Raw genomic sequence first — 20,077 nt, 5'->3', positions numbered from 1 at the left:
AGTGGCCGCTCCGCGGTTTGTCGAGTTCCAGTGGCCGGGTAATGCCTGTTTTAACAAATTGTTGCGAATTGGTTTTACCGTAATAGCTATTTTCGCTGGCCTACATAGCATTTGCGCCTTCTGTCGCATCAACCGCTGAGTCGAATTTCTGGTAAACTCTCGCTTCCTTATATAAGCAGGGGGCTGCTTTGGTGGCTCCGCATACTTCCGATAATCAGAAAGCTGATGAGGCCACTATGACCACCGTGATCCGCCAGGACGACCTGATCGAAAGCGTAGCCGATGCGCTGCAGTTCATTTCCTATTATCACCCGAAGGATTTCATTCAGGCCGTGTACGAGGCCTACCAGAAGGAAGAGTCCCAGGCGGCCAAGGATGCCATGGCCCAGATTCTGATTAACTCCCGTATGTGTGCCCAGGGCCACCGTCCGATCTGCCAGGACACCGGTATCGTCACCGTGTTCGTGAACATCGGTATGAACGTGAAGTTCGAGTGCGACATGGCGCTGGACGACGTGATCAACGAAGGAGTGCGCCGTGCTTACACCCATCCGGACAACGTGCTGCGGGCCTCTGTGTTGGCAGATCCGGACGGCAAACGCCAGAACACCAAAGACAACACCCCCGCCATCATTCACTACAAGATGGTGCCGGGTAACACCGTAGACGTGCACGTGGCAGCCAAGGGCGGCGGCTCTGAAGCCAAGTCCAAGTTTGCCATGCTGAACCCGTCCGACTCGGTTGTGGACTGGGTGTTGAAGATGGTGCCGCAGATGGGTGCCGGCTGGTGTCCGCCTGGCATGCTGGGTATTGGTATTGGTGGTACCGCTGAGAAGGCGATGGAGCTGGCGAAAGAGGCTCTGTTGGATCCGATCGATATTCACGATCTGCAGGCCCGTGGTGCCTCCAATCGTGCCGAGGAATTGCGCCTGGAGCTGTTCGAGAAGGTGAACGAGCTGGGCATCGGCGCTCAGGGGTTGGGTGGCCTGACCACCGTTCTGGATGTAAAAGTCAAGGATTACCCCACCCACGCGGCCAACAAGCCGGTGGCGATCATCCCGAACTGCGCCGCAACCCGCCACGCACACTTTGTGCTGGATGGTACGGGCCCGTCCCTGCAGACCCCGCCGAGCCTGGACGACTGGCCGGAAATCACCTGGGAAGTAGGCGAGAATGTTCGCCGTGTGAATCTGGACACTGTAACTCCGGAAGACGTGAAAGACTGGCAACCGGGTGAAACCGTTCTGCTGTCCGGCAAGATGCTGACCGGCCGTGATGCGGCCCACAAGAAGATGGTGGATATGATCGAGCGCGGTGAAGAGCTGCCGGTGGATCTGAAAGGCCGCTTCATTTACTACGTGGGCCCGGTTGATCCGGTACGCGAAGAAGTGGTTGGCCCCGCTGGCCCTACTACTGCAACCCGCATGGACAAGTTCACTGACACCATGCTGGAAAAAACCGGCCTGACTGGCATGATCGGCAAAGCCGAGCGTGGCCAGGTTGCCATCGACGCCATCAAGAAGCACGGCGCAGTGTATCTGATGGCGGTGGGTGGTGCTGCGTACCTGGTCTCCAAGGCCATCAAGGGCGCCAAGGTGGTGGCCTTCGAAGAGCTGGGTATGGAAGCCATCTACGAGTTTGAGGTGGAAGAAATGCCGGTAACCGTAGCCGTGGATTCCCGTGGCAGTTCCGTGCACCAGACCGGCCCGGTTGAGTGGCACGACAAGATCATTGCCGCCAAGGCGGTTTGATCTGAGTCTTTGTTGGTCCGGTGGCAGCCTTGGGCGTTCGGCTCAAGGCTGCCACTGAAAGTCCTTCATCTTTACCCTTCCTTTATACACTTCCACCCCTTCCAGCCTCAGTTTCTCTGTTTGAAGCTGGCAGGTTTCCGTGCCTTCAGGAAAAGCGATCTGGCCATTGCTCCGGATAACCCGATACCAGGGAATGCAGTGGCCGGCGGGCAGTTTGCCCAGGGCACGGCCAACGAAACGCGCCTGGCGTCCGAGGCCGGCCATGGCGGCTACCTGGCCGTAGCTGGCCACTTTTCCTTTCGGAATCGCGGCCACTACCTGCCAGATTTTCTGCTCCTTTGTCGGTTCCTTTTCGGACTCGTTCATTCAGAGCTCCGGAATTGGCCGGGTTACAGGCGCAGGGCGCCGTCCACCTCGATCATGCGGCCAGAAACGTAGTCGTTCTCGAAGATAAATGCTACCGCCGAGGCGATTTCCTCCGGCTTGCCCATGCGTTTCAGGGGGATGCCGGCGGTCATTTTCTCCAGGGCTTCCGGTTTCATGGAAGCCGTCATTTCGGTTTCGATAAACCCTGGGGCGATGCCCATGCAGCGGATGCCGTAGCGGGCGAGTTCTTTGGCCCACACTGGCACCAGGGCAGATACGCCGGCTTTGGCGGCGGAGTAGTTGCTCTGGCCCATGTTTCCGGCGCGTGAGATGGAGGCGATGTTGATGATCGCGCCCTGGTCGCCGTTTTCGATCATGCGGGTGGCCGCTTCACGGCCGCACAGGAAAACGCCGGTGAGGTTAACGTCGATCACGGACTGCCACTGGGCCAGCTCCATGCGCTTCTCGAGCTTGCCGTCCTTGAATTTCACCATCAGGCCGTCGCGCAGGATGCCGGCGTTGTTCACCAGGCCGTTGAGGTGGCCGAAGTCATTGATGATTGCCTGAAAGGTTGCCTCAACGTCTTCTTCTTTGGCGACGTTGCAGACATAGGTTTTGGCGTCGCCACCGGCCAGTTTGCAGGCCTCAGCGGCTTCAGCCAGCTTGTCTTCCATCAGGTCGATGAGTGCCAGCCTGGCGCCTTTGGCTGCCAGGTATTCAGCCATTGCGCGGCCGAGGCCCTGGCCGCCACCAGTGATTGCGATAACAGAATCTTGAAGTTTCATGGTTTGCCCTAATTAAGTTCAGAGGTGTTTTACGTTCTCTGTGTGTCTGCATCGTTTTTATGGGGAGGCATTTTGCCCGTTTTCTTTTTACTTTTCATCGTTATGCCCATTGCCGAACTGGCGGTATTGATTCAGGTCGGTAGCGTTATCGGCGTGTTGAATACGGTAGGGCTGGTGTTTCTGACGGCTGTAATCGGGGCCTGGTTGCTGCGCCAGCAGGGGCTGGCGACCTTGTTGCGGGCGAATGAACGGCTCAACAGCGGTGAGTTGCCGGCAAAAGAAGTGGCCGAGGGGCTGGTTCTTGCGGTCGGTGGCGCCATGTTGCTCACGCCGGGGTTTATCACCGACACCTTCGGCTTTCTGTGTTTGTTGCCGGGCTCGCGACATTGGCTGGCATCGCAGGCGCTGAAGCGGATGACGGTGTCGGGGCAGAATCACGGCCGGAGTTTCTTTTTCAGCGCCGGAGGCGGTGCAGGGCCCTTCGGGCAAGGCCCATTTGGCCAGCAGCGACCATTCGATCGTGATGCCAACGGCAACATCATTGAAGGCGAGTACCAGGATCAGACCCGGACTGATAGGGGCCAGCTCCAGCAGGGGCAGTCTGATCAGGATGAGCAGGAAAAAAAGTAAATTTTTTTTCGTTGCGGGTGTTGAAAACCTTTCGCTCAACCCCATTAACACAGCACAGATTCGCTTCAGGCTGAAAACCGCTGTCTATCAGTGGCTTGGATGCCGGGGCAATTTGTCGGGTCCGGGTCTCCGGCCAGACATTTTTAACATGCAATTGTCATTGCCACATTAATCTGACTATTGGAGAAACAGAGCAATGAAAATTCGTCCGCTACACGATCGTGTTGTCGTACGCCGTAAGGAAGAAGAAGAGAAAACTGCGGGTGGCATCGTGCTGCCGGGTAATGCCAAAGAAAAGCCTTCCCAGGGCGAAGTGATCGCTGTGGGTAATGGCCGCATTCTGGATAACGGCGAAACCCGTGCACTGGCGGTCAAGGTGGGTGACACCGTGGTCTTCGGTCAGTACGCCGGTAACACCGTGAAGGTTGACGGTGAAGAGCTGCTCATCATGAGTGAGAACGATATTTACGGCGTGCTTGAGTGATCGCAACAGCGATAGGCACGAACGCTCATTAATCCGATCGGTTCAATTTTCGGTTTAACGAACAGGAATAGAAGACATGGCAGCAAAAGACGTTAAATTCGGTGATAGCGCCCGTAAGCGCATGGTAGCAGGTGTTAACATCCTGGCGGACGCGGTCAAGGTAACACTGGGCCCCAAAGGCCGTAACGTGGTTCTGGAGAAGTCTTTCGGCGCTCCGACTGTGACCAAGGACGGCGTATCTGTGGCCAAGGAAATCGAGCTGAAAGACAAGTTCGAGAACATGGGCGCGCAGATGGTGAAGGAAGTCGCTTCCCAGGCCAACGAAACTGCTGGTGACGGTACCACGACTGCGACCGTACTGGCCCAGTCCATCGTGAATGAGGGTATCAAGGCCGTGACTGCCGGCATGAACCCGATGGACCTGAAGCGTGGTATCGACAAAGGTACCGCCGAAGCTGTTAAAGCCATCCGTGAAATGGCCAAGCCCTGCGACGACAGCCGCATGATCGCCCAGGTCGGTACTATCTCCGCCAACGGTGACGAAACCATCGGCAAGATCATCGCAGACGCGATGGAAAAAGTGGGTAAAGAAGGCGTCATTACCGTTGAGGAAGGCCGTGGCCTGGAAGACGAGCTGGACGTGGTTGAAGGCATGCAGTTTGACCGCGGCTTCCTGAGCCCGTACTTCATCAACAACCAGGACAACATGTCTGCCGAGCTGGAAGACCCGTACATCCTGTTGGTCGACAAGAAGATCTCCAACATCCGCGAACTGCTGCCGGTGCTGGAAGCAGTTGCCAAGGCTGGCAAACCGCTCCAGATCATTGCTGAAGACATCGAAGGCGAAGCCCTGGCTACTCTGGTGGTCAACAACATGCGCGGCATTGTGAAAGTCAACGCTGTGAAGGCGCCTGGCTTTGGTGACCGTCGCAAGGAAATGCTGCAGGATATCGCCATTCTGACTGGCGGTACGGTGATTTCCGAAGAAGTCGGCCTGACCCTGGAAAACACCACTCTGGATGACCTGGGTACTGCCAAGCGTGTCAACGTGACCAAGGAAAACACCACGATCATCGGTGGCGCTGGTGCCGAGGCTGATATCAGCGCTCGCGTTGAGCAGATTCGCAAGCAGATCGAAGACAGCAGCTCTGATTACGACAAAGAGAAGCTGCAAGAGCGCGTCGCCAAGCTGGCTGGCGGTGTCGCCGTCATCAAAGTGGGCGCCGGCTCTGAAGTTGAAATGAAAGAGAAGAAGGCCCGCGTTGAAGACGCTCTGCACTCCACCCGCGCTGCCGTTGAAGAAGGCATCGTAGCTGGTGGTGGTGTTACCCTCATCCGCGCTATTGCGGCTTTGGACAAGGTAGACGCCATCAACGACGAGCAGAAAGCCGGTGTGAACATTCTGCGTCGCGCCATGGAAGCTCCGCTGCGTCAGATCGTATTCAATGCAGGCGGTGAGTCTTCTGTGGTGGTTGCCAAGGTAAAAGAAGGCGAAGGTTCCTTCGGCTTCAACGCTGCTACCGAGCAGTATGGCGACATGCTGGAAATGGGTATCCTGGATCCCGCCAAGGTAACCCGTTCTTCCCTGCAGGCCGCGGCTTCTGTCGCTTCTCTGATCATCACCACCGAGGCGATGGTTGCAGACGAGCCGGAAGACGAGAAAGCCGGCGGTGGTATGCCGGATATGGGTGGCATGGGCGGAATGGGAGGCATGGGCGGCATGATGTAATGCCGGCCAGATCCCGAACAGGTCTCAGTTTCTGAGGCCTGGCCCGATCTACCCCTGAAAACCCCGCGCTGGTTCACACTGGCGCGGGGTTTTTCGTTTTTTTGTCATGAACTTGCCCAATGGCTTTGTTAGACTCGGCTACCGGTTTTTAAATGTGCCAATTGCAATGACTGAATCCCGATCAAAATCCTTTCTCGGCCCTGGCAAAGTGGTTCTGCTGCTGTTGCTCGGTCTGCTGGTTTACGGGATCACGCTGATTGTTCTGGTTCCGGCTGGCTGGCTCTGGCAGCAGGCCTCGGCCCAGGTGCAGCTGCCAGAGCAGGTTCGGGTGCAGCAGGTATCCGGGCGTCTCTGGGATGGGGCCGCAGGGGTTGTTGTGGCTGGTTTTCCGGCACGCCTGGAATGGCAATTTGGCTGGCCATCGCTGTCCGGGGTGACATTACCGCTGCAATTTTCCGTGTCTTCATCACAATCCCGCGTGGAAGGGGTTGCCCGTGCCGGTTGGCAGGGTAATTTTGAGGTCAGTGCCAATGGGCTGATAGCGGTTGCCGAGTTCGAGCAACTGATACGCCAGAGCGGTGGCGCCATGATTGAGGGAACCGTGTCTGTGGATCGCTTCGAGATGTCCTGGGCAGACGGTCGCCTGAAGTCAGCAGACGGGCTCGGGCGCTGGGATGGTGGCAGGGTTACCTGGCCGATGGGCAATCAGGTGGGCCAGGCCGTGTTTCCTCCCATGCAGGCAGATCTGGACACCGTGGACGGAGGCGTTTCACTGGTAGTGGCAGAGCAGGGTGCAAGCGGGCCGGCGGCTGATGCCAGCATACTCTGGGATGGCATGATGGAACTGCGGGTGTACAAGCGCATGGTCGATCTGGCGCAACAGCCCTGGCCAGATTCTGCAAGGCCGGGTGACGTAGTGTTCCGGGTCCGGCAGCCATTGCTGCCCGGAGGCCTGTAATATGATGAAGCTGTCGGTGGGGCGTCAGGAGCGGTTCTCGCGTACATTGGCGAATCTGCTGTTGCTTGCGCTGGTGCTTTACCTTGCGGTAGAGCTGGCGAAACTAACCTGGTTGATTGCCTGGAACGACCGGCCTGTACCGGAAATCTTCGGGCAGACGGCTGCCGGCGCTGAGGTCCGTAGCCGAGTGTCAGAGGCTCCGATCGCCGGTTATGAGTTCTTCGGGAGACCTGATAATCAGGTGGGTGTGGCCGACGTGGTGCGCCGCTCTGCACCGGAAACCGGGCTGCGCCTGAGGCTGGAAGGTGTGCTTGTCGGGCGGCGTCCGGAGGACTCCGGTGCTATAGTTGCCGGAAGTAACGGCGAAACCGAATACTATCGGGTTGGCGACCAGTTACCGGGCAACGCTGAGCTGGCGGAGGTCGAGGCTGGAAGAATTCTGCTACGCAGGGGGGGGAGGTACGAATCCCTGGCGTTTGAGGAACAGATAGAGACCGGAGCGCTGGTTGCGGAAGAGCCGGTGCAAACGGCAGAATCGCCGGATACCTACCTGGAAGACGCCAGAGCGCGGCTGAACAGTGAAGGCGTGGCTGCACTGGCAACCTACGGTCTGCAGCCTGCAGAGGATCGCGGCGGGTATGTGTATGATGGCTCGAACGCCATGCTGAACGCCGTGAATCTGCGTCCGGGAGATATCATTACCTCGGTGAACGGTCAGCCTCTGGGCGACATCGAGCAGGACAAGCAGCTGCTGGACAGTTGGCGCAGCCAGCCGCAGCTGGATATTGAAATTGAACGTGACGGAACCCTGCTGACGGTCAGTTACGCCATACCCGAACAATGGCGCTGACAGGGTACTCAAAAAAACAGGACGATATCGCCAGATGTATAACCACAAGATCAACCTCCTCCAGGCAATCATGTTCGCGCTTTTACTGCCGCTGGCTTCGCTGGCGCAGGCGCAGGAAGAAACCTGGAGGCTGAACCTCAAGGATGCGGACATTCGGGCCTTCGTCACCCAGGTGGCAGACATAACCGGCTACAGCTTTGTGGTGGATCCCCGGGTTAAAGGGAAAGTGACGGTATTGTCCAGTGCCCCCATGAACAAGGACGAAATCTACGATCTTTTCCTGGCAGTGCTGAATGTGCACGGTTTTACTGCGATCCCCGGAGAGGAAGTCGTCAAAATTGTCCAGCAGGTCGATGCCAAACAGTCTGCAGAGAACCTGAACAGATTTCCGCAAACGCCCTCCGAGCAACTGATCACCCGTGTTATCCAGATTGATAATGCCAACGCCCTGGAACTGGTTCCGATTCTGCGGCCGCTGGTTGCCAAATACGGCCATCTGGCGGGCGTGGCTGCGGCAAACGCCCTGATTGTCAGTGATCATGCCTCTAATATCGCTCGCATTGAACAGATCGTTCGGGAACTGGACAGCCCCTCAAAATACGAAGTGGAAGTGATTCAGCTGCAGGAAGCCTGGGTTGGTGACATGGTGACCCTGCTGCAGGAGCTGGCACCAGAAGAGCTTGGCCGCGCTGGCGGTGAGAATGCCGCACGCAAATACAGCGTGACAGCCGACGAGCGCAGCAATCGATTGATTCTGCGCGGCGACGAAACCTTTCGGGACAAGATGCGCGGTTTGATTCTCCAACTGGACCAACCGTCTGCCAGTGGCGGAACCACCAAGGTGATTCGTCTTCGTCATGCCGATGCCAAGACCCTGACCGAAATACTCAAAGGTGTGATGGGTGAGGTAGTGAAAGAGAGCAGCGCTGGCGGCAACTCGGGTGGCTCTACCGGGAATCCGGGCAGCAGCTTTTCAGTCTTTGCTGATGAAGGGCTGAATGCTCTCGTTGTCCGGGGGGACCCCTCCCTGATGCAGGAAGCCGAGCAGATTGTGGCACAGCTGGATGTGCGCCGTGCCCAGGTGATGATTGAAGCGGCCATTGTGGAAATCAGTGATGAGCTGGGCGATCAACTCGGGGTGCAATTGGCGGCTGGCGATGAGTCTGCAGGTTCATTTCCGGTGCTGGGTACAAACCTGACAAGTGGCCAGGGTATGGTTGGCCTGAACTCCGTGATTGGAGCTCTGGTGGGTGACACTATTCCGCAGCTAGCCGGCGGGTTGACCGTCGGTGCCGGGCAGCGTGATGAGGATGGTGTTACCTGGGGCTTACTGATTCAGGCACTGTCCTCTTCTTCCGCGGCGAACCTGTTGTCTACGCCCAGCATTATTACCCTCGACAATCAGGAATCTGAAATTATCGTTGGCCAGAACGTACCGTTCCGTACTGGCCAGTCTACCGTGACCGGAGACGGGACCACCAACCCGTTTACCACCATCGAGCGGCGCGATGTGGGGTTGTCGCTGAAAGTCACGCCTACGATCAGTGCCGATGGCCTGGTGCGTCTGGTGGTTGAGCAAACGACCGAGGACATTTCCACAACCAGCGTTGATGGTGCATCCGATCTGATCACCAACAAACGTGAGATTAAAACCACCGTGCTGGCGGATGACGGCGAGACCGTGGTACTGGGCGGTCTGATCAAGGACGATTACCAGGTCAGCAAGAGCAAGGTACCGCTGCTGGGCGATATCCCGGTGCTTGGTCGCTTGTTCTCTTCTGAATCCGAGACCCGCGTTAAGCGCAACCTGCTGGTTTTCCTGCGCCCCACGATCATGCTGGGTAAAGCAGATGCTGTGGCGGCGACCACTGAAAAGTTCAACCGCCTCTGGGATGTAAACCTGGAAGTGCGGGAAAAGCTTGGCTTGCCGCAGGAAGAATCCGATCCGTCGGTCGATATGCTGTTTGAAGGGCGCCGGCAGTAGGGAGTTGCGCTGACGAGACAGCGTTGATAACCGCGCTGTCTGATCATCGCCCTGGCGAGCAGGACTGGGGCGGTGCTTCGAGTGCTCTCAGAGTGGCGGCATCGGGCAGTCCAGTTGATCCGCCACCAGCCTCATTAATTCGTATTCCTTAATTTCCACCTTTCCGTCGTGACTGATGCAATGTCCGCAGGCATCAATAATGGCAGGCTTCAGCAGTGGTGAGAGCTTGCTGAGAACATTCAGAGCAGCTCTCAGGTTCTGCATGGTGATCTTGCTGTGCATGGTTTCGTCGTTTCCGTTACCGAACCCGGAAATAGCCTCCTGATAGAGCGCTTGAGCCTTTTCCGGTGCTTCGGTGCCGGCCCGGGCGAACAGGCTCAGCACCTGCTCAATGGCGGGTTTGACTTGCCGGAAGCTTCGGTATTTTACGGGCACGACCTGCCCGGAGCCACGGCCTAGATGCCGCCACAGGAAGGTGGTGAGTGCGAGTTCGAACAGGGTTACCCGGTTGTCCGCCTGAACCAGCGTCTGAATATTTGCAAGAAGGGTATCCCGCTCCTCCGGATCGAGCTTTCGCAGCGCCGGCATGGCCAGTTCAAGCATTGGAAAACGTGCGCGTTCGCCAAGTTCCTTTAGGGATGGCAGTAGTTTGCCAAGCAACTCGGGTTGTGCGCCCAGCACGGAGTGCTCTGGTATGAGAGCAAGCCTCTCGGTTTGCTCGGCGTCCGTCAGTTCGTAGATCACCAGGCCATAGCAAAGCTGAACGGCTCCAGCCCGGGTATATAACAGGTTGCGAAAGGTCGATGGCAGTTTTTTCAGGAGATTGCTGGCGAAGCGCTCGCTGTCCGCGGAAACCGTGCCAACGCGGCTGGACAGCGCAGGGGCTGCCGTCGGAGACTCGTTGGTCAGGGAGCTTGCCAGAGGCGATAGGCTGTACTTTCGGGTGCCTTGAGCTGGTTCGACTACCTGGCTCACCAGGTCGCCAATGGCTGCCTTATCCGGACTGCGGCCTTGTCCCTGCAATCGTGAGCCAGGTTCAGTATCCCGTAGCCTGCTGCGCAGGCGGGCCATCAGCCCTGGCTGGATGGCGTTGATTCGTTCGTCAATGGGAGGGTGGGATGCCAGCAAAGAGGTGAATTTCATCCTTGCCGCCTCGCCGAAACACATGTGGTTCATGTCGCTGGCATGGCTGGTAGTGTCCAGATACCCGCCTTTCATCCCGATTTTGAACAGGGCTGCGCCAATGCCTTCGGGGTTACGAGTGAACTGAACGGATGACGCGTCGGCCAGCATCTCCCGTTGACGTGAGACGGCCGACTGAATGAGCCGGCCAAAGAACACGCCGACATAACCGATCAGCATCAAGGCCAGCCCGATCAGCCCCATGGCAGCCTGTGCCCGGCCGTCCCGGTTTCGGCTACGACCGCTGCTGTAGAAGCCAGCCCTCAGGAGAAACTGGCCAATCTGGCCGATCATCAGTATTCCGGCCAGCAGGGCGATCAACCTGACATTGATGCGCATATCGCCGTTGAGGATGTGGCTGAATTCGTGGCCTACCACGCCCTGGAGTTCGTCCCGGTTCAATTGGGTCAGGGCTCCGTGGGTAACCACCATCACCGCTTCACCAGGGGTGTAACCGGCCACAAAGGCGTTGATGCCGGTTTCATGGTCCATCACGTAGAGCTCCGGTACCGGAACACCACTGGCAATCGACATTTCCTCGACGATATTGCGCAGTTTGCGTTCTTCCGGGTCGCGGGTGTCCGGATCAATAGCCCGGGCACCAACCATTCGCGCCACGCGCGTGCCGCCTCCGGCGAGGTCCACCCAGCGTACCAGGGAGCCGATGCCAATCAGCGCGACCACCGCACCGGCGGTTGTCAGGCCATGGCTGGACAGTAGCCAGTAATGAAATGGCAGGGCCGAGGTCTGGCTGCGGGTGACCATGTAACCCACCAGACAGACCGCCAGAGTAATCAGGGTGACTGCGGTGAGAAACAGCACAACCAACAAGCCAGTGTTGCGCCGGGCACTGGCCTGGCGCTGGAAGAAACCGGGGCTCGCCATGAATCAGGCCTCAGAAACTGACTTTCGGAGCCTGGCGGGCCTCTGGAGATTCAAGCTGGAGCTGGGCGGTTTCCTTGAACGCAAACAGGCCAGCGACCAGATTGTTGGGGAACTTCTCGCGGAAGATGTTGTAGTTCATCACGCCATCGTTATACGCCTGGCGCGCGAACGCGACACGGTTCTCGGTGCTGGAGAGTTCTTCCATCAGTTGCTGGATGGTCTCGTTGGCTTTCAGCTCAGGGTAGTTCTCGGCCACGGCGTAGAAATTGGCGAGGGCTTTGGTCAGCAGGTTCTCGGCGCTGCCAAGGCGTTGGATCTTGGTGCTGTCGCCTGGGTCACGGGCGGCATCCTTCTGAGCACTGACCGCGTTATTGCGTGCTTCCATTACCTGGGTCAGGGTGGACTTTTCATGGTCCAGATAGGCTTTGGCGGACTCCACCAGGTTGGGGATCAGATCGTGGCGGCGCTGAAGCTGGACATCAATCTGGGCGAAGCCATTCTTGAACTGGTTGCGCAAAGAAACAAGCTGGTTGTAGATAAACACCAGATAGAGGATGACAACGGCAATTACTACAAGACCGATGACAGTCGTTCCCATGACTACTCCTAAGGGCTAAAGGTTCAGGCGTTATTTTCCACGATCCGGGCGTGGAAAGTCTGTACGAAATTCTCAAAATCTCTGGGTAACAGGGGCTTGGAGAAGAAATACCCCTGAGCAAGCGCACAGCCACGCTGGCTGAGGTAATACTCCTGCTCTGCTGTTTCCACACCTTCTGCGACGACGGTCAGATTCAGGCTCTTGCCAAGGTCGATGATGGTGTTGGCAATTCGGGTATCTTCCTCGTTGATCAGCAGGTCCCGAATGAACTGCTTGTCGATCTTCAGATGCTGTACCGGCATCTGCTTTAGATAGGTCAGCGATGAATAGCCCGTGCCGAAATCATCAACCGCAATACTGATGCCGGCCCGATGCAGCCGATGCAGCTTGGCGACCGCATCGGTGAGGTTGGTCATAAAACTGGTTTCGGTCACTTCCAGTTCCAGGCGTCCCGCCGGAATATTATGACGTTTCAGGGTGTTGAGAATATCGTCAACAATGGATTCCTGGCGTAGCTGAACGGCGGAAAGGTTCACGGCGATTCTGAGGTGCGTACCTTCGGATGCCCAGCGAGCGGCCTGCCAGCAAGCCTGATCCAGTACCCATTGGCCAATTTCGACGATGGAACCGTTCGCTTCGGCCACCGGAATGAAGTGGTCCGGGGGAATCATGCCGTGTTCAGGGTGTTCCCACCGCAGCAGTGCTTCTGCGCCAATAACGCGCCGGGTCTCCAGATTGATCTGTGGCTGGTAGACCAGGTGGAACTCGTGGTTTGCGAGGGCCTGGGCCAGGTCCTTTTCCATCTGTTTGCGTTCGCGGATTTCCTGGTCGATGCTGGCTACATAGAACTGGAAGTGGTTGTGTCCGGTTTGTTTCGCCAGAGCCATGGTTTGCTCGGCACTCTGGAGCAGGCGGTCTGCCTGGTCGGCATCTGACGGGAACAGGGAAATCCCCAGCGTGGCGGTCATGGAAATCCGGTGGTTACCGGAATTGATCGGCGACCCGATGGTGGCCAGGACCTTCTCGGCGGTTTCTGCTGCCTGGAAGCCATCGCGCAGATGTTTTTCAACGATGACAAACTGGTCACTGCCCAGCCGGGCGACATTGAATCTGTCGGAGGAAAGATTGGCGGTCAGGCGACCGGCGACGGTTTGCAGGATGGTATCGCCGGTGCGGAAACCGCACTGTTCGTTGACGGATTTGAAGTCATCAATGCCACAGACCATGAGCGCGATCGAGCTGTGTCCTTCTCTGGCCCGTTCGATAGCGCCCTGCAGATCTTCCATAAAGGCATCCCGGCTGGGCAGGCCGGTCAGTGTGTCGTAGCGGGCAAGGCGGGTGACCCGGTCTTCTGCTTCACGATGCTTTTTCTGGGTGTCGCCGATAGCCACAAGCAGATTATTGGTGGCGTTAACCCAAAGGCCAAGCTCATCGGCCCGGTGTCCTTCCGGAATTGACACCAGACGATCGTCCGGGTGTGCCGGGTCTACCTTTTTGACCGACTGCACAATGCGCAGCAGCGGGCGGGTCAGCAGCAGATGGAACACCACGAACAGTACGATGCCAAGAATAAGTGCCAGGGCGATGCCTGAGGCAAACGTCACCAGTGCTCGGCCGAGCCAGGTTCGAGCATAGGGGGCGGTGTCGTAGTGAACCTCAAGATAGCCGTAGACAAGATCCGGATTGCTGCCTCGCGTGAGACTTTCGCGGTATTCGCGAACCTGGCCGAATATCGGGCCAGTTAAAGGGCGAAACGGGGAGTCTTGCAGAGGCCGTAGCCGATCACCCAGTTCATCACCATCGGGATGGGTGATTTTGGCCATGTGAATGGGTTCCAGGGCGAACAGTCCATCCACCACCTGTTGCGCGAGCGTGTCATCAATGCTGAAAACGGCCTGGGTGGCGGAGTCTTCCACCATGGCCAGGGTCTGGGCCGCATCACGCTCCAGTTCAGCGGATACCCTCTTTGCATCCAGCACCACCTGTACCGCGCTCATCAGAATACCGCTCAGCAACGCGACGAGCAGTACCCATCGGAGAATGCGGTATCCGAGGTGGTTCTCTACTTCAAAGGTTTTTTGCATCCGCTGTTCTTGGCTCATCTGTCTGATTGGTTCTGTCGGACTCTGCGACAGGATCTATCACGCGGCACATGACAGTATGGTTCAGATTCCTTTCAACTTCATGGAGTATGGACGATTTTTTCAGAGTTTCTTGTGGATGCGTGTGTCGATTTGTTTCGGTTTCGTCGCATTCAGATACAGAAACGCCCGCAGGGGTTCCCGTGCGGGCGTTTGGTCAACGGTCAGGCTGTTGCTGCCTACCGTTGTTCCGGCTGGATCAGGCCAGGTTTTCGTTCACGAAATCCCAGTTGACCAGGTTCCAGAACGCTTCCAGGTAATTCGGACGGCTGTTCCGGTAGTCGATGTAGTAGGCGTGCTCCCAGACATCAACGGTCAGAACCGGCTTGTCGGCGCCGGTCAGTGGGGTTTCGGCGTTGCTGGTGTTGGCGATGGCAACACTGCCGTCAGCTTTTTTCACCAGCCAGGTCCAGCCGGAACCAAAGTTGTTGGCGGCCTTGTCGTTGAATTCTTTCTTGAAGTCTTCGAAGGAGCCAAAGGCCTTCTCGATGGCTTCTTTGGCGGCGCCGGTGGGCTCACCACCACCGTTCGGGCTCAGGCAGTGCCAGTAGAAGGTGTGGTTCCATACCTGGGCTGCGTTGTTGAACAGCGGGCCACTGGCGCTCTTGATGATGTCTTCCAGAGACTTGTTGGCATTCTCAGTACCTTCAACCAGGCCGTTCAGCTTGGTTACATAGGTGTTGTGATGCTTGCCGTAATGGTACTCCAGGGTTTCCTGAGAGATATGCGGTTCCAGTGCGTTTTTTTCGTAAGGCAGTGCGGGAAGTTCAAATGCCATGAGGTCGTTCTCCCTGGTTCTCTCTGTTTATGTGAGTTGACACTCTCGCAATATAAGGGCGGTTTGAGTTAAATCAACCCCTTGTTGTGAGAGAGCTTTTAAACTCGGGGCTGCCGGGCAGAAACTGTGCGCAGTTCCGGACCCGCCAGACCAGCTCTTCATAACTGTCTGCCAGAATGTTCACGTGCCCTAGCTTGCGGCCGGGGCGCTCCCCTTTATTGTAGAGGTGAAGGTGAGCGTAGGGCAGTTCCAGTATCCGTTCAATGTCGCCGTGCTCGCCGATGATATTAATCATGCAGCTCAGGCCGCGTGCCTGAACATTGCCCAGAGCGTGTCCGCTGACCGCGCGAACGTGATTCTCGAACTGGCTGGTCATGGAACCCTCAATGGTCCAGTGCCCGGAATTGTGGACCCGTGGAGCCATCTCGTTTGCTACCAGGCCGTCCTCGGTCTCAAACAGTTCCAGAGTCAGTACGCCCACATAGTTCAATTCGTTCAATAGTGCCTTGATGTACTTTTCAGCATCTTGCTGGATGTGGGGTTGCAGTCCGGGTGCCGGGGCAATGGAGTAGCGTAGAATGCCCTCGTGGTGGGTGTTCTCGGCAATGGGGTAAAAGGCCACATCGCCATCCTCACCGCGAACAGCGATGATGGACACTTCGCGTTTGAAGTTAACGAACTTCTCCACGATTACCCTGGGGTGGCCGATGGCCTTCCAGGCTTCTTCTGCCTGTTCCGGATCTCTCAGGACAGCCTGGCCTTTGCCGTCGTAGCCCTCAGTGATGGATTTGGCTACCACCGGGCAGCCAAGTGCCTCGGCAGCGGCTTTCAGGGAAGCGGCGCTATCAGCGATTTTCCATTCCGGCGTTGGAATGCCAAGCTGGCCGAACAGGGTTTTCTCTGCTTCCCGGTTCTGGCAAACCTGAAGCGCCCTGGGGCAGGGGTGAACCGGCTTGTGTTGGGCCAGCTTCTCCGCCACTTCAACGGGCAGGTGCTCGAATTCGTAGGTTACGCGGTCGACGCGGGTGAGGAAGTCGTCCAGGTAGCTGCCGTCGCGATCCACAATGACTTCCCCCAGACCGGCGCTGGGGCTGCCGGACATGTCGTAGAAGACAAATTCCTTTGCGAGGGGGTATCCGGCAAGGGCCAGCATGCGCCCGAGTTGGCCGGCTCCTAGTACACCGATTCTCATCTGGTTCTCCTGCTCTATATCTGGGTCGACGCCAGAGCGGGCCGGGGAGGGCTTTCCAAAACTGTTGAGGGCCATGGACGGCCCGAAACAAGCGCACAGGGATGTGCTTGTAGCGTGTTTTGGAAAGCCCTCCCCGGCCCGCTCGCCTGGTCTCGGCAATAGGTTATTGATCCCTGGGATCAGGGTTATCCAGAATCGTCTGGGTCTGGTTTTTCCTGAAGTCTTCCACCGCCTGGCGAACCTTGTCGTCGAACGTGCCAACGATTTGTGCTGCCAGCAGGCCCGCGTTGGTGGCGCCGGCCTTGCCAATCGCCAGGGTGCCGACAGCAATGCCACCGGGCATCTGAACGATGGAGAGCAGGGAATCAAGCCCGTTCAGTGCTTTTGATTGTACGGGGACGCCCAGCACCGGCAAAGACGTTTGTGAGGCGACCATGCCAGGCAGGTGCGCTGCGCCGCCGGCACCACCGATGATGACCTTCAGGCCGCGATCGGCCGCGGTCTTGGCGTAATCAAAAAGCAGATCCGGTGTGCGATGGGCGGAGACAACCCGGGTTTCGTAGGGCACGCCGAGTTTGTCGAGCATATCGGCAGCGTGTTCCATGGTGGGCCAGTCAGATTTGGAGCCCATGATGAGTCCAACAAGCGGCTGCATAAGCAACAGTCCTGTGATAATTGGAAAGCCGGCCATTGTATGTTCTGGCCAGTTGCCGTGCAACACGGTAACCCGGGCGTTCGGCTGTCTGAGCGCTTTCTTTATAAGCCTTCATTTTAACCCGTCCGTAACTGCAGGTATTATCGTCGGTTATACCATTAAACCATCCATTCCCAGGAGCTGTAATGGAACCCATCCGCCCGGACGAAGATGAGCTGAGAGCAGACCCCCCGATCGGCGCCGGGGAAGCGCGAACCCCTCGTGCCAGTAAAGAGCGTGAGGCCGGGCGTGGGGCTCCCAAAGCCAGGCCGCCCGGTGCAGTTGCGGGCCCTGGCGGAGGCGGTGGTCGTGGTGGACGAATTCTTGTCTGGGGAGCGATTCTCGGGCTTGCGGTGGCTGCTGGCGCAGGGTGGTATAGCCAGAGTCAGCGCATCGCCGCGCTGGAGAGTCAACTCGAAGAGGCGGATTACTGGGCCCGGCAGAGCAAGCTGGCGCTGGCCCGTTTCGAGGGTGAGCTTTCGGAAACCGGGGAATCCTTGCAGGAGCGCGGTGCTTCCCTGGAGGAAAAGATAGCGGCCAATGCTGAAAGGGTAGAGACCGCCAACAGCGAAATCCGCAAGCTCTGGGTGGTTGCTAATGAGCGTAACCGGAAACAGCTAGAGGAACATGGCCAGCGGCTCTCGGCGCTGGATCAGAATCTGGGCGAGACCGGAAAGTCAGTGTCGGATCTGGAAACCACGGTCGAACAGTTTCGTACAACGCTGGCTGGAGATATCGCTCAATTGAGCCAGAAGCTGGAGGCCTCTGTGGCGGCTCTGGAGCAGGCAAATAACGAGGCGACGTCGCAGCTGACCAGGCTAAGCCAGCAGATAGGCGACATCGACCAGGTGGTGGAGAGCCGTATCCGCCGGTTCGAGCAGGAGCAGAAACTGGGTATCGACGGTATTGAAAGCCGGCTGTCATCCCTCGAGGCCCAAACGGATGGGCTGGCTGGCGCCGGTGACGTTCAGGCACTGCGGAATCGACTGGCGGAACTGGCCCGCACCGTTGAGTCCATTGACGCATCCCGTGCCCAGCTTACCTCACGGCTTGTGCGTCTGTCGGAGGAGGTCAATCAGCTCAGGGCATCGAGCTCAGGGCAGTAGTGGTTGCAGGGGATGAATGTAACGGTTTGTATTCATCCCTTGCGGTAGCTCTCATTTCTTGCGGTGGCCAGTTGTTATGATCGTCCCTACTCGATAAGGGATGAAGAGTGCATAACAATGAAAATCCGAGTGCCTTTCGTTAAAAGTGCTGCCGTCGTGGCATGCTTTCTGGTGTTGTCTGGCTGCACCGTTTATCAGTCTATTGGCAAGAGTGTGGGTGGCTTTCTGCATCCGGTGTCTGGCCATGATTTTGTGCATATCGACACCGATCAGTGGGACCAGAACAATGCCTTGTTGTATTTCTACCGCACCCACTCCCAGTGGGCGGCGGATGAGATTGAGTCTCCCAGCGTCTATATTGACGACAAACACTATTTCAATATCCGCAATAACAGCTTTACCTGGCTGGAAGTGAGTCCCGGCGAACGTCACATTGCCATGCGCCGGCCGTTGCTTGGGCTTGAAGGCCTGAATTCCTTCAGTCTGAGCCTGATTGCGGATGCCACTCTGAAGGCGGAGCCTGGCAAGATCTACTACCTGAGATACAACGAACTGGAGGAGCCCTCGCGTCCTCATCCGGACCTGGACCCGGAGCACCCGCTGGCCTCGGGGGATCTGCAGCTGGTTACCCGTGAGTATGCCATGCAGTCCGATGAAATTGTGACCACGCTGTTCCTGAACAGTGACTTACTGGCGCCGAACCATGCGGCAACGTCGATTGTCGAAGTTAACGAAGATACCGACTACGAGAAGCGGAAGCTGGCTCTTGAGCAGGAGCGCGAGCTGGAGATTGAGCGTCTGCAGCAGCAGGGTAAATATGAGGAGACCTCCTGGTTCTGGCCATTCGGGGGTGGGCCAACGGTACCGCTGGAAGCCGATCGCAAGCTGAAGGCGCTGGAGCAGGAGTATGCCCAACTGGAACTTGAGCGCGAGCGCAGGGAAGAGGCAGAATCGGGAGGCTGGTGGATCTTCTAGGCAATGTCTACACTGGGGATGGTGTAGTGAAGAGAGATAAAAACAATGTCCTTCAAAGATACGTTCCGGCTACGTATTGGCAGGCTGGCCCGGCAGGTTGGTCCGTTGCTTGAGGAATCCTGGCGGGAGGCTCGGCAACGCCTGGATGACCTTAACCAGGCGCTTGCCAGTCAGGCGGTGCCTGGCGAGCGCCGGGCGCGAGTGAGTGAGCTGGCTCTGAAGCGAAAGGGGCAGCAGGCAGGCCAGAAGTCTGCGGAAATACGGCACTTCCCTGAGCAGGGTAAAACAGTACAACGTTCTGATTTTGATCAATAAATGTTCGCCTGAGAGCGTCTCGGAAAAAAGTTCAGTATTTTTCGGAAAAACATTTGACACAGTGAGCGAAATGCTTAAAATGCGCGTCTCACTTGGTTGAGACAGCAACGCTGACTCAGCAGGCGCCAAGCGCAGCAAGTGACTGTTTTGAGCCTGAAGTAAAGTAAGGCAGCGAAAGTGGGTGGTTAGCTCAGCTGGGAGAGCATCGCCCTTACAAGGCGAGGGTCGCAGGTTCGATCCCTGCACCACCCACCACTTTCAAAACAGAGTTCAGATTCGGCAAAGCTGAATCGATGCGGAGCGGTAGTTCAGTTGGTTAGAATACCGGCCTGTCACGCCGGGGGTCGCGGGTTCGAGTCCCGTCCGCTCCGCCACCTTACCCTGGGTGGTTAGCTCAGCTGGGAGAGCATCGCCCTTACAAGGCGAGGGTCGCAGGTTCGATCCCTGCACCACCCACCAGATTCTAAAAAGCAGACCAATCTGGTCTGCTTTTTTTATGCCCTCAGAAAATGCCAAGCTCCTTTGGCGAGCCGCAGCGAGTAGGGTGAGGCGTTACCGCCTCATCCCTCTCACAGAACCGTACATACGGACCACGTATACGGCTCATGCCATTAACTTGCCCTGAACTCGGGGACAGGGATGCCGGTTCGTACTTGGGTCAGATCCATCAACCT

The 20,077-nt window shown here is 57.4% G+C and carries 18 protein-coding genes and 3 tRNA genes; 13 read left to right on the top strand and 8 right to left on the bottom strand.

Annotated features, from left to right (window positions below):
* Positions 1 to 236 precede the first annotated feature (236 nt).
* Entirely contained in the window at positions 237 to 1,751 is a 1,515-nt protein-coding gene (locus JIF53_RS15860; RefSeq protein ID WP_041655452.1) for a fumarate hydratase, read from the top strand.
* Positions 1,752 to 1,793: 42 nt separating this feature from the next.
* On the opposite strand, the gene JIF53_RS15855 is transcribed toward JIF53_RS15860, so the two are convergent.
* Entirely contained in the window at positions 1,794 to 2,117 is a 324-nt protein-coding gene (locus JIF53_RS15855) for an MGMT family protein (RefSeq protein WP_023010611.1), read from the bottom strand.
* A 23-nt stretch (positions 2,118 to 2,140) separates the two neighbouring features.
* Positions 2,141 to 2,902, bottom strand: a complete 762-nt coding sequence (locus tag JIF53_RS15850; RefSeq protein ID WP_011785507.1) for an SDR family oxidoreductase — start codon at positions 2,900 to 2,902, stop codon at positions 2,141 to 2,143.
* Positions 2,903 to 2,974: 72 nt separating this feature from the next.
* Between JIF53_RS15850 and JIF53_RS15845 the strand changes: the two genes are divergently transcribed.
* From JIF53_RS15845 to gspD, 6 genes are all read left to right on the top strand, one after another.
* Positions 2,975 to 3,532, top strand: a complete 558-nt coding sequence (locus tag JIF53_RS15845; protein WP_199453268.1) for an FxsA family protein — start codon at positions 2,975 to 2,977, stop codon at positions 3,530 to 3,532.
* A gap of 196 nt (positions 3,533 to 3,728) precedes the next feature.
* Positions 3,729 to 4,016, top strand: a complete 288-nt coding sequence (gene groES / locus JIF53_RS15840; RefSeq protein WP_011785505.1) for a co-chaperone GroES — start codon at positions 3,729 to 3,731, stop codon at positions 4,014 to 4,016.
* Between the two features lie 76 nt (positions 4,017 to 4,092).
* Entirely contained in the window at positions 4,093 to 5,745 is a 1,653-nt protein-coding gene (groL, locus tag JIF53_RS15835; RefSeq protein ID WP_014421008.1) for a chaperonin GroEL, read from the top strand.
* 166 nt (positions 5,746 to 5,911) lie between these two features.
* Complete coding sequence (gene gspN, locus JIF53_RS15830) at positions 5,912 to 6,703, top strand: type II secretion system protein N (protein WP_114433394.1); 792 nt, start codon at positions 5,912 to 5,914, stop codon at positions 6,701 to 6,703.
* Between the two features lies 1 nt (position 6,704).
* Entirely contained in the window at positions 6,705 to 7,553 is an 849-nt protein-coding gene (locus JIF53_RS15825; protein WP_199453265.1) for a type II secretion system protein N, read from the top strand.
* Between the two features lie 34 nt (positions 7,554 to 7,587).
* Positions 7,588 to 9,537 (top strand): type II secretion system secretin GspD, encoded by a 1,950-nt coding sequence (gene gspD / locus JIF53_RS15820; RefSeq protein ID WP_199453263.1) that lies wholly within the window; start codon positions 7,588 to 7,590, stop codon positions 9,535 to 9,537.
* An 87-nt stretch (positions 9,538 to 9,624) separates the two neighbouring features.
* Here gspD and JIF53_RS15815 read toward each other — a convergent pair whose 3' ends face one another.
* The 6 genes from JIF53_RS15815 to purE form a co-directional block, all read right to left on the bottom strand.
* Positions 9,625 to 11,604 carry a M48 family metallopeptidase gene (locus JIF53_RS15815; protein ID WP_199453261.1) on the bottom strand — a complete coding sequence of 660 codons (1,980 nt, stop codon included), beginning with the start codon at positions 11,602 to 11,604 and terminating at the stop codon, positions 9,625 to 9,627.
* A gap of 10 nt (positions 11,605 to 11,614) precedes the next feature.
* Complete coding sequence (locus JIF53_RS15810) at positions 11,615 to 12,202, bottom strand: LemA family protein (protein ID WP_011785499.1); 588 nt, start codon at positions 12,200 to 12,202, stop codon at positions 11,615 to 11,617.
* Positions 12,203 to 12,225: 23 nt separating this feature from the next.
* Positions 12,226 to 14,286, bottom strand: a complete 2,061-nt coding sequence (locus JIF53_RS15805; protein ID WP_228285586.1) for a putative bifunctional diguanylate cyclase/phosphodiesterase — start codon at positions 14,284 to 14,286, stop codon at positions 12,226 to 12,228.
* 256 nt (positions 14,287 to 14,542) lie between these two features.
* On the bottom strand, positions 14,543 to 15,121 hold the full coding sequence (gene sodB / locus JIF53_RS15800; protein WP_011785497.1) for a superoxide dismutase [Fe]: 579 nt from the start codon (positions 15,119 to 15,121) through the stop codon (positions 14,543 to 14,545).
* Between the two features lie 73 nt (positions 15,122 to 15,194).
* Positions 15,195 to 16,313: a 5-(carboxyamino)imidazole ribonucleotide synthase gene (locus tag JIF53_RS15795; RefSeq protein ID WP_199453257.1), complete on the bottom strand. Its 1,119-nt coding sequence runs from the start codon at positions 16,311 to 16,313 to the stop codon at positions 15,195 to 15,197.
* 163 nt (positions 16,314 to 16,476) lie between these two features.
* A complete protein-coding gene (purE, locus tag JIF53_RS15790) occupies positions 16,477 to 16,968 on the bottom strand; it encodes a 5-(carboxyamino)imidazole ribonucleotide mutase (RefSeq protein WP_011785495.1) in 492 nt (163 codons plus the stop codon).
* 185 nt (positions 16,969 to 17,153) lie between these two features.
* Here purE and JIF53_RS15785 point away from each other — a divergent pair, with 185 nt between their 5' ends.
* From JIF53_RS15785 to JIF53_RS15760, 6 genes are all read left to right on the top strand, one after another.
* Positions 17,154 to 18,113, top strand: coding sequence for a hypothetical protein (locus JIF53_RS15785; protein ID WP_199453255.1), 960 nt, complete (start codon positions 17,154 to 17,156; stop codon positions 18,111 to 18,113).
* A 117-nt stretch (positions 18,114 to 18,230) separates the two neighbouring features.
* The gene (locus JIF53_RS15780; protein ID WP_199453253.1) at positions 18,231 to 19,088 is read left to right on the top strand and encodes a DUF2846 domain-containing protein; all 858 of its coding nucleotides are present in this window, start codon (positions 18,231 to 18,233) and stop codon (positions 19,086 to 19,088) included.
* 45 nt (positions 19,089 to 19,133) lie between these two features.
* Positions 19,134 to 19,403 carry a hypothetical protein gene (locus JIF53_RS15775; protein WP_199453251.1) on the top strand — a complete coding sequence of 90 codons (270 nt, stop codon included), beginning with the start codon at positions 19,134 to 19,136 and terminating at the stop codon, positions 19,401 to 19,403.
* Between the two features lie 179 nt (positions 19,404 to 19,582).
* Positions 19,583 to 19,658 (top strand) — tRNA-Val (locus JIF53_RS15770).
* 42 nt (positions 19,659 to 19,700) lie between these two features.
* Positions 19,701 to 19,777 (top strand) — tRNA-Asp (locus JIF53_RS15765).
* A gap of 9 nt (positions 19,778 to 19,786) precedes the next feature.
* Positions 19,787 to 19,862 (top strand) — tRNA-Val (locus tag JIF53_RS15760).
* Positions 19,863 to 20,077: the final 215 nt, after the last annotated feature.

The sequence above is a fragment of the Marinobacter sp. bablab_jr008 genome (assembly GCF_016464145.1).
GTDB classification, from domain to species: domain Bacteria; phylum Pseudomonadota; class Gammaproteobacteria; order Pseudomonadales; family Oleiphilaceae; genus Marinobacter; species Marinobacter nauticus.
The sequence above is the reverse complement of the archived record's forward strand: the minus strand, read 5'-3'. Positions and strand labels throughout refer to the sequence as shown.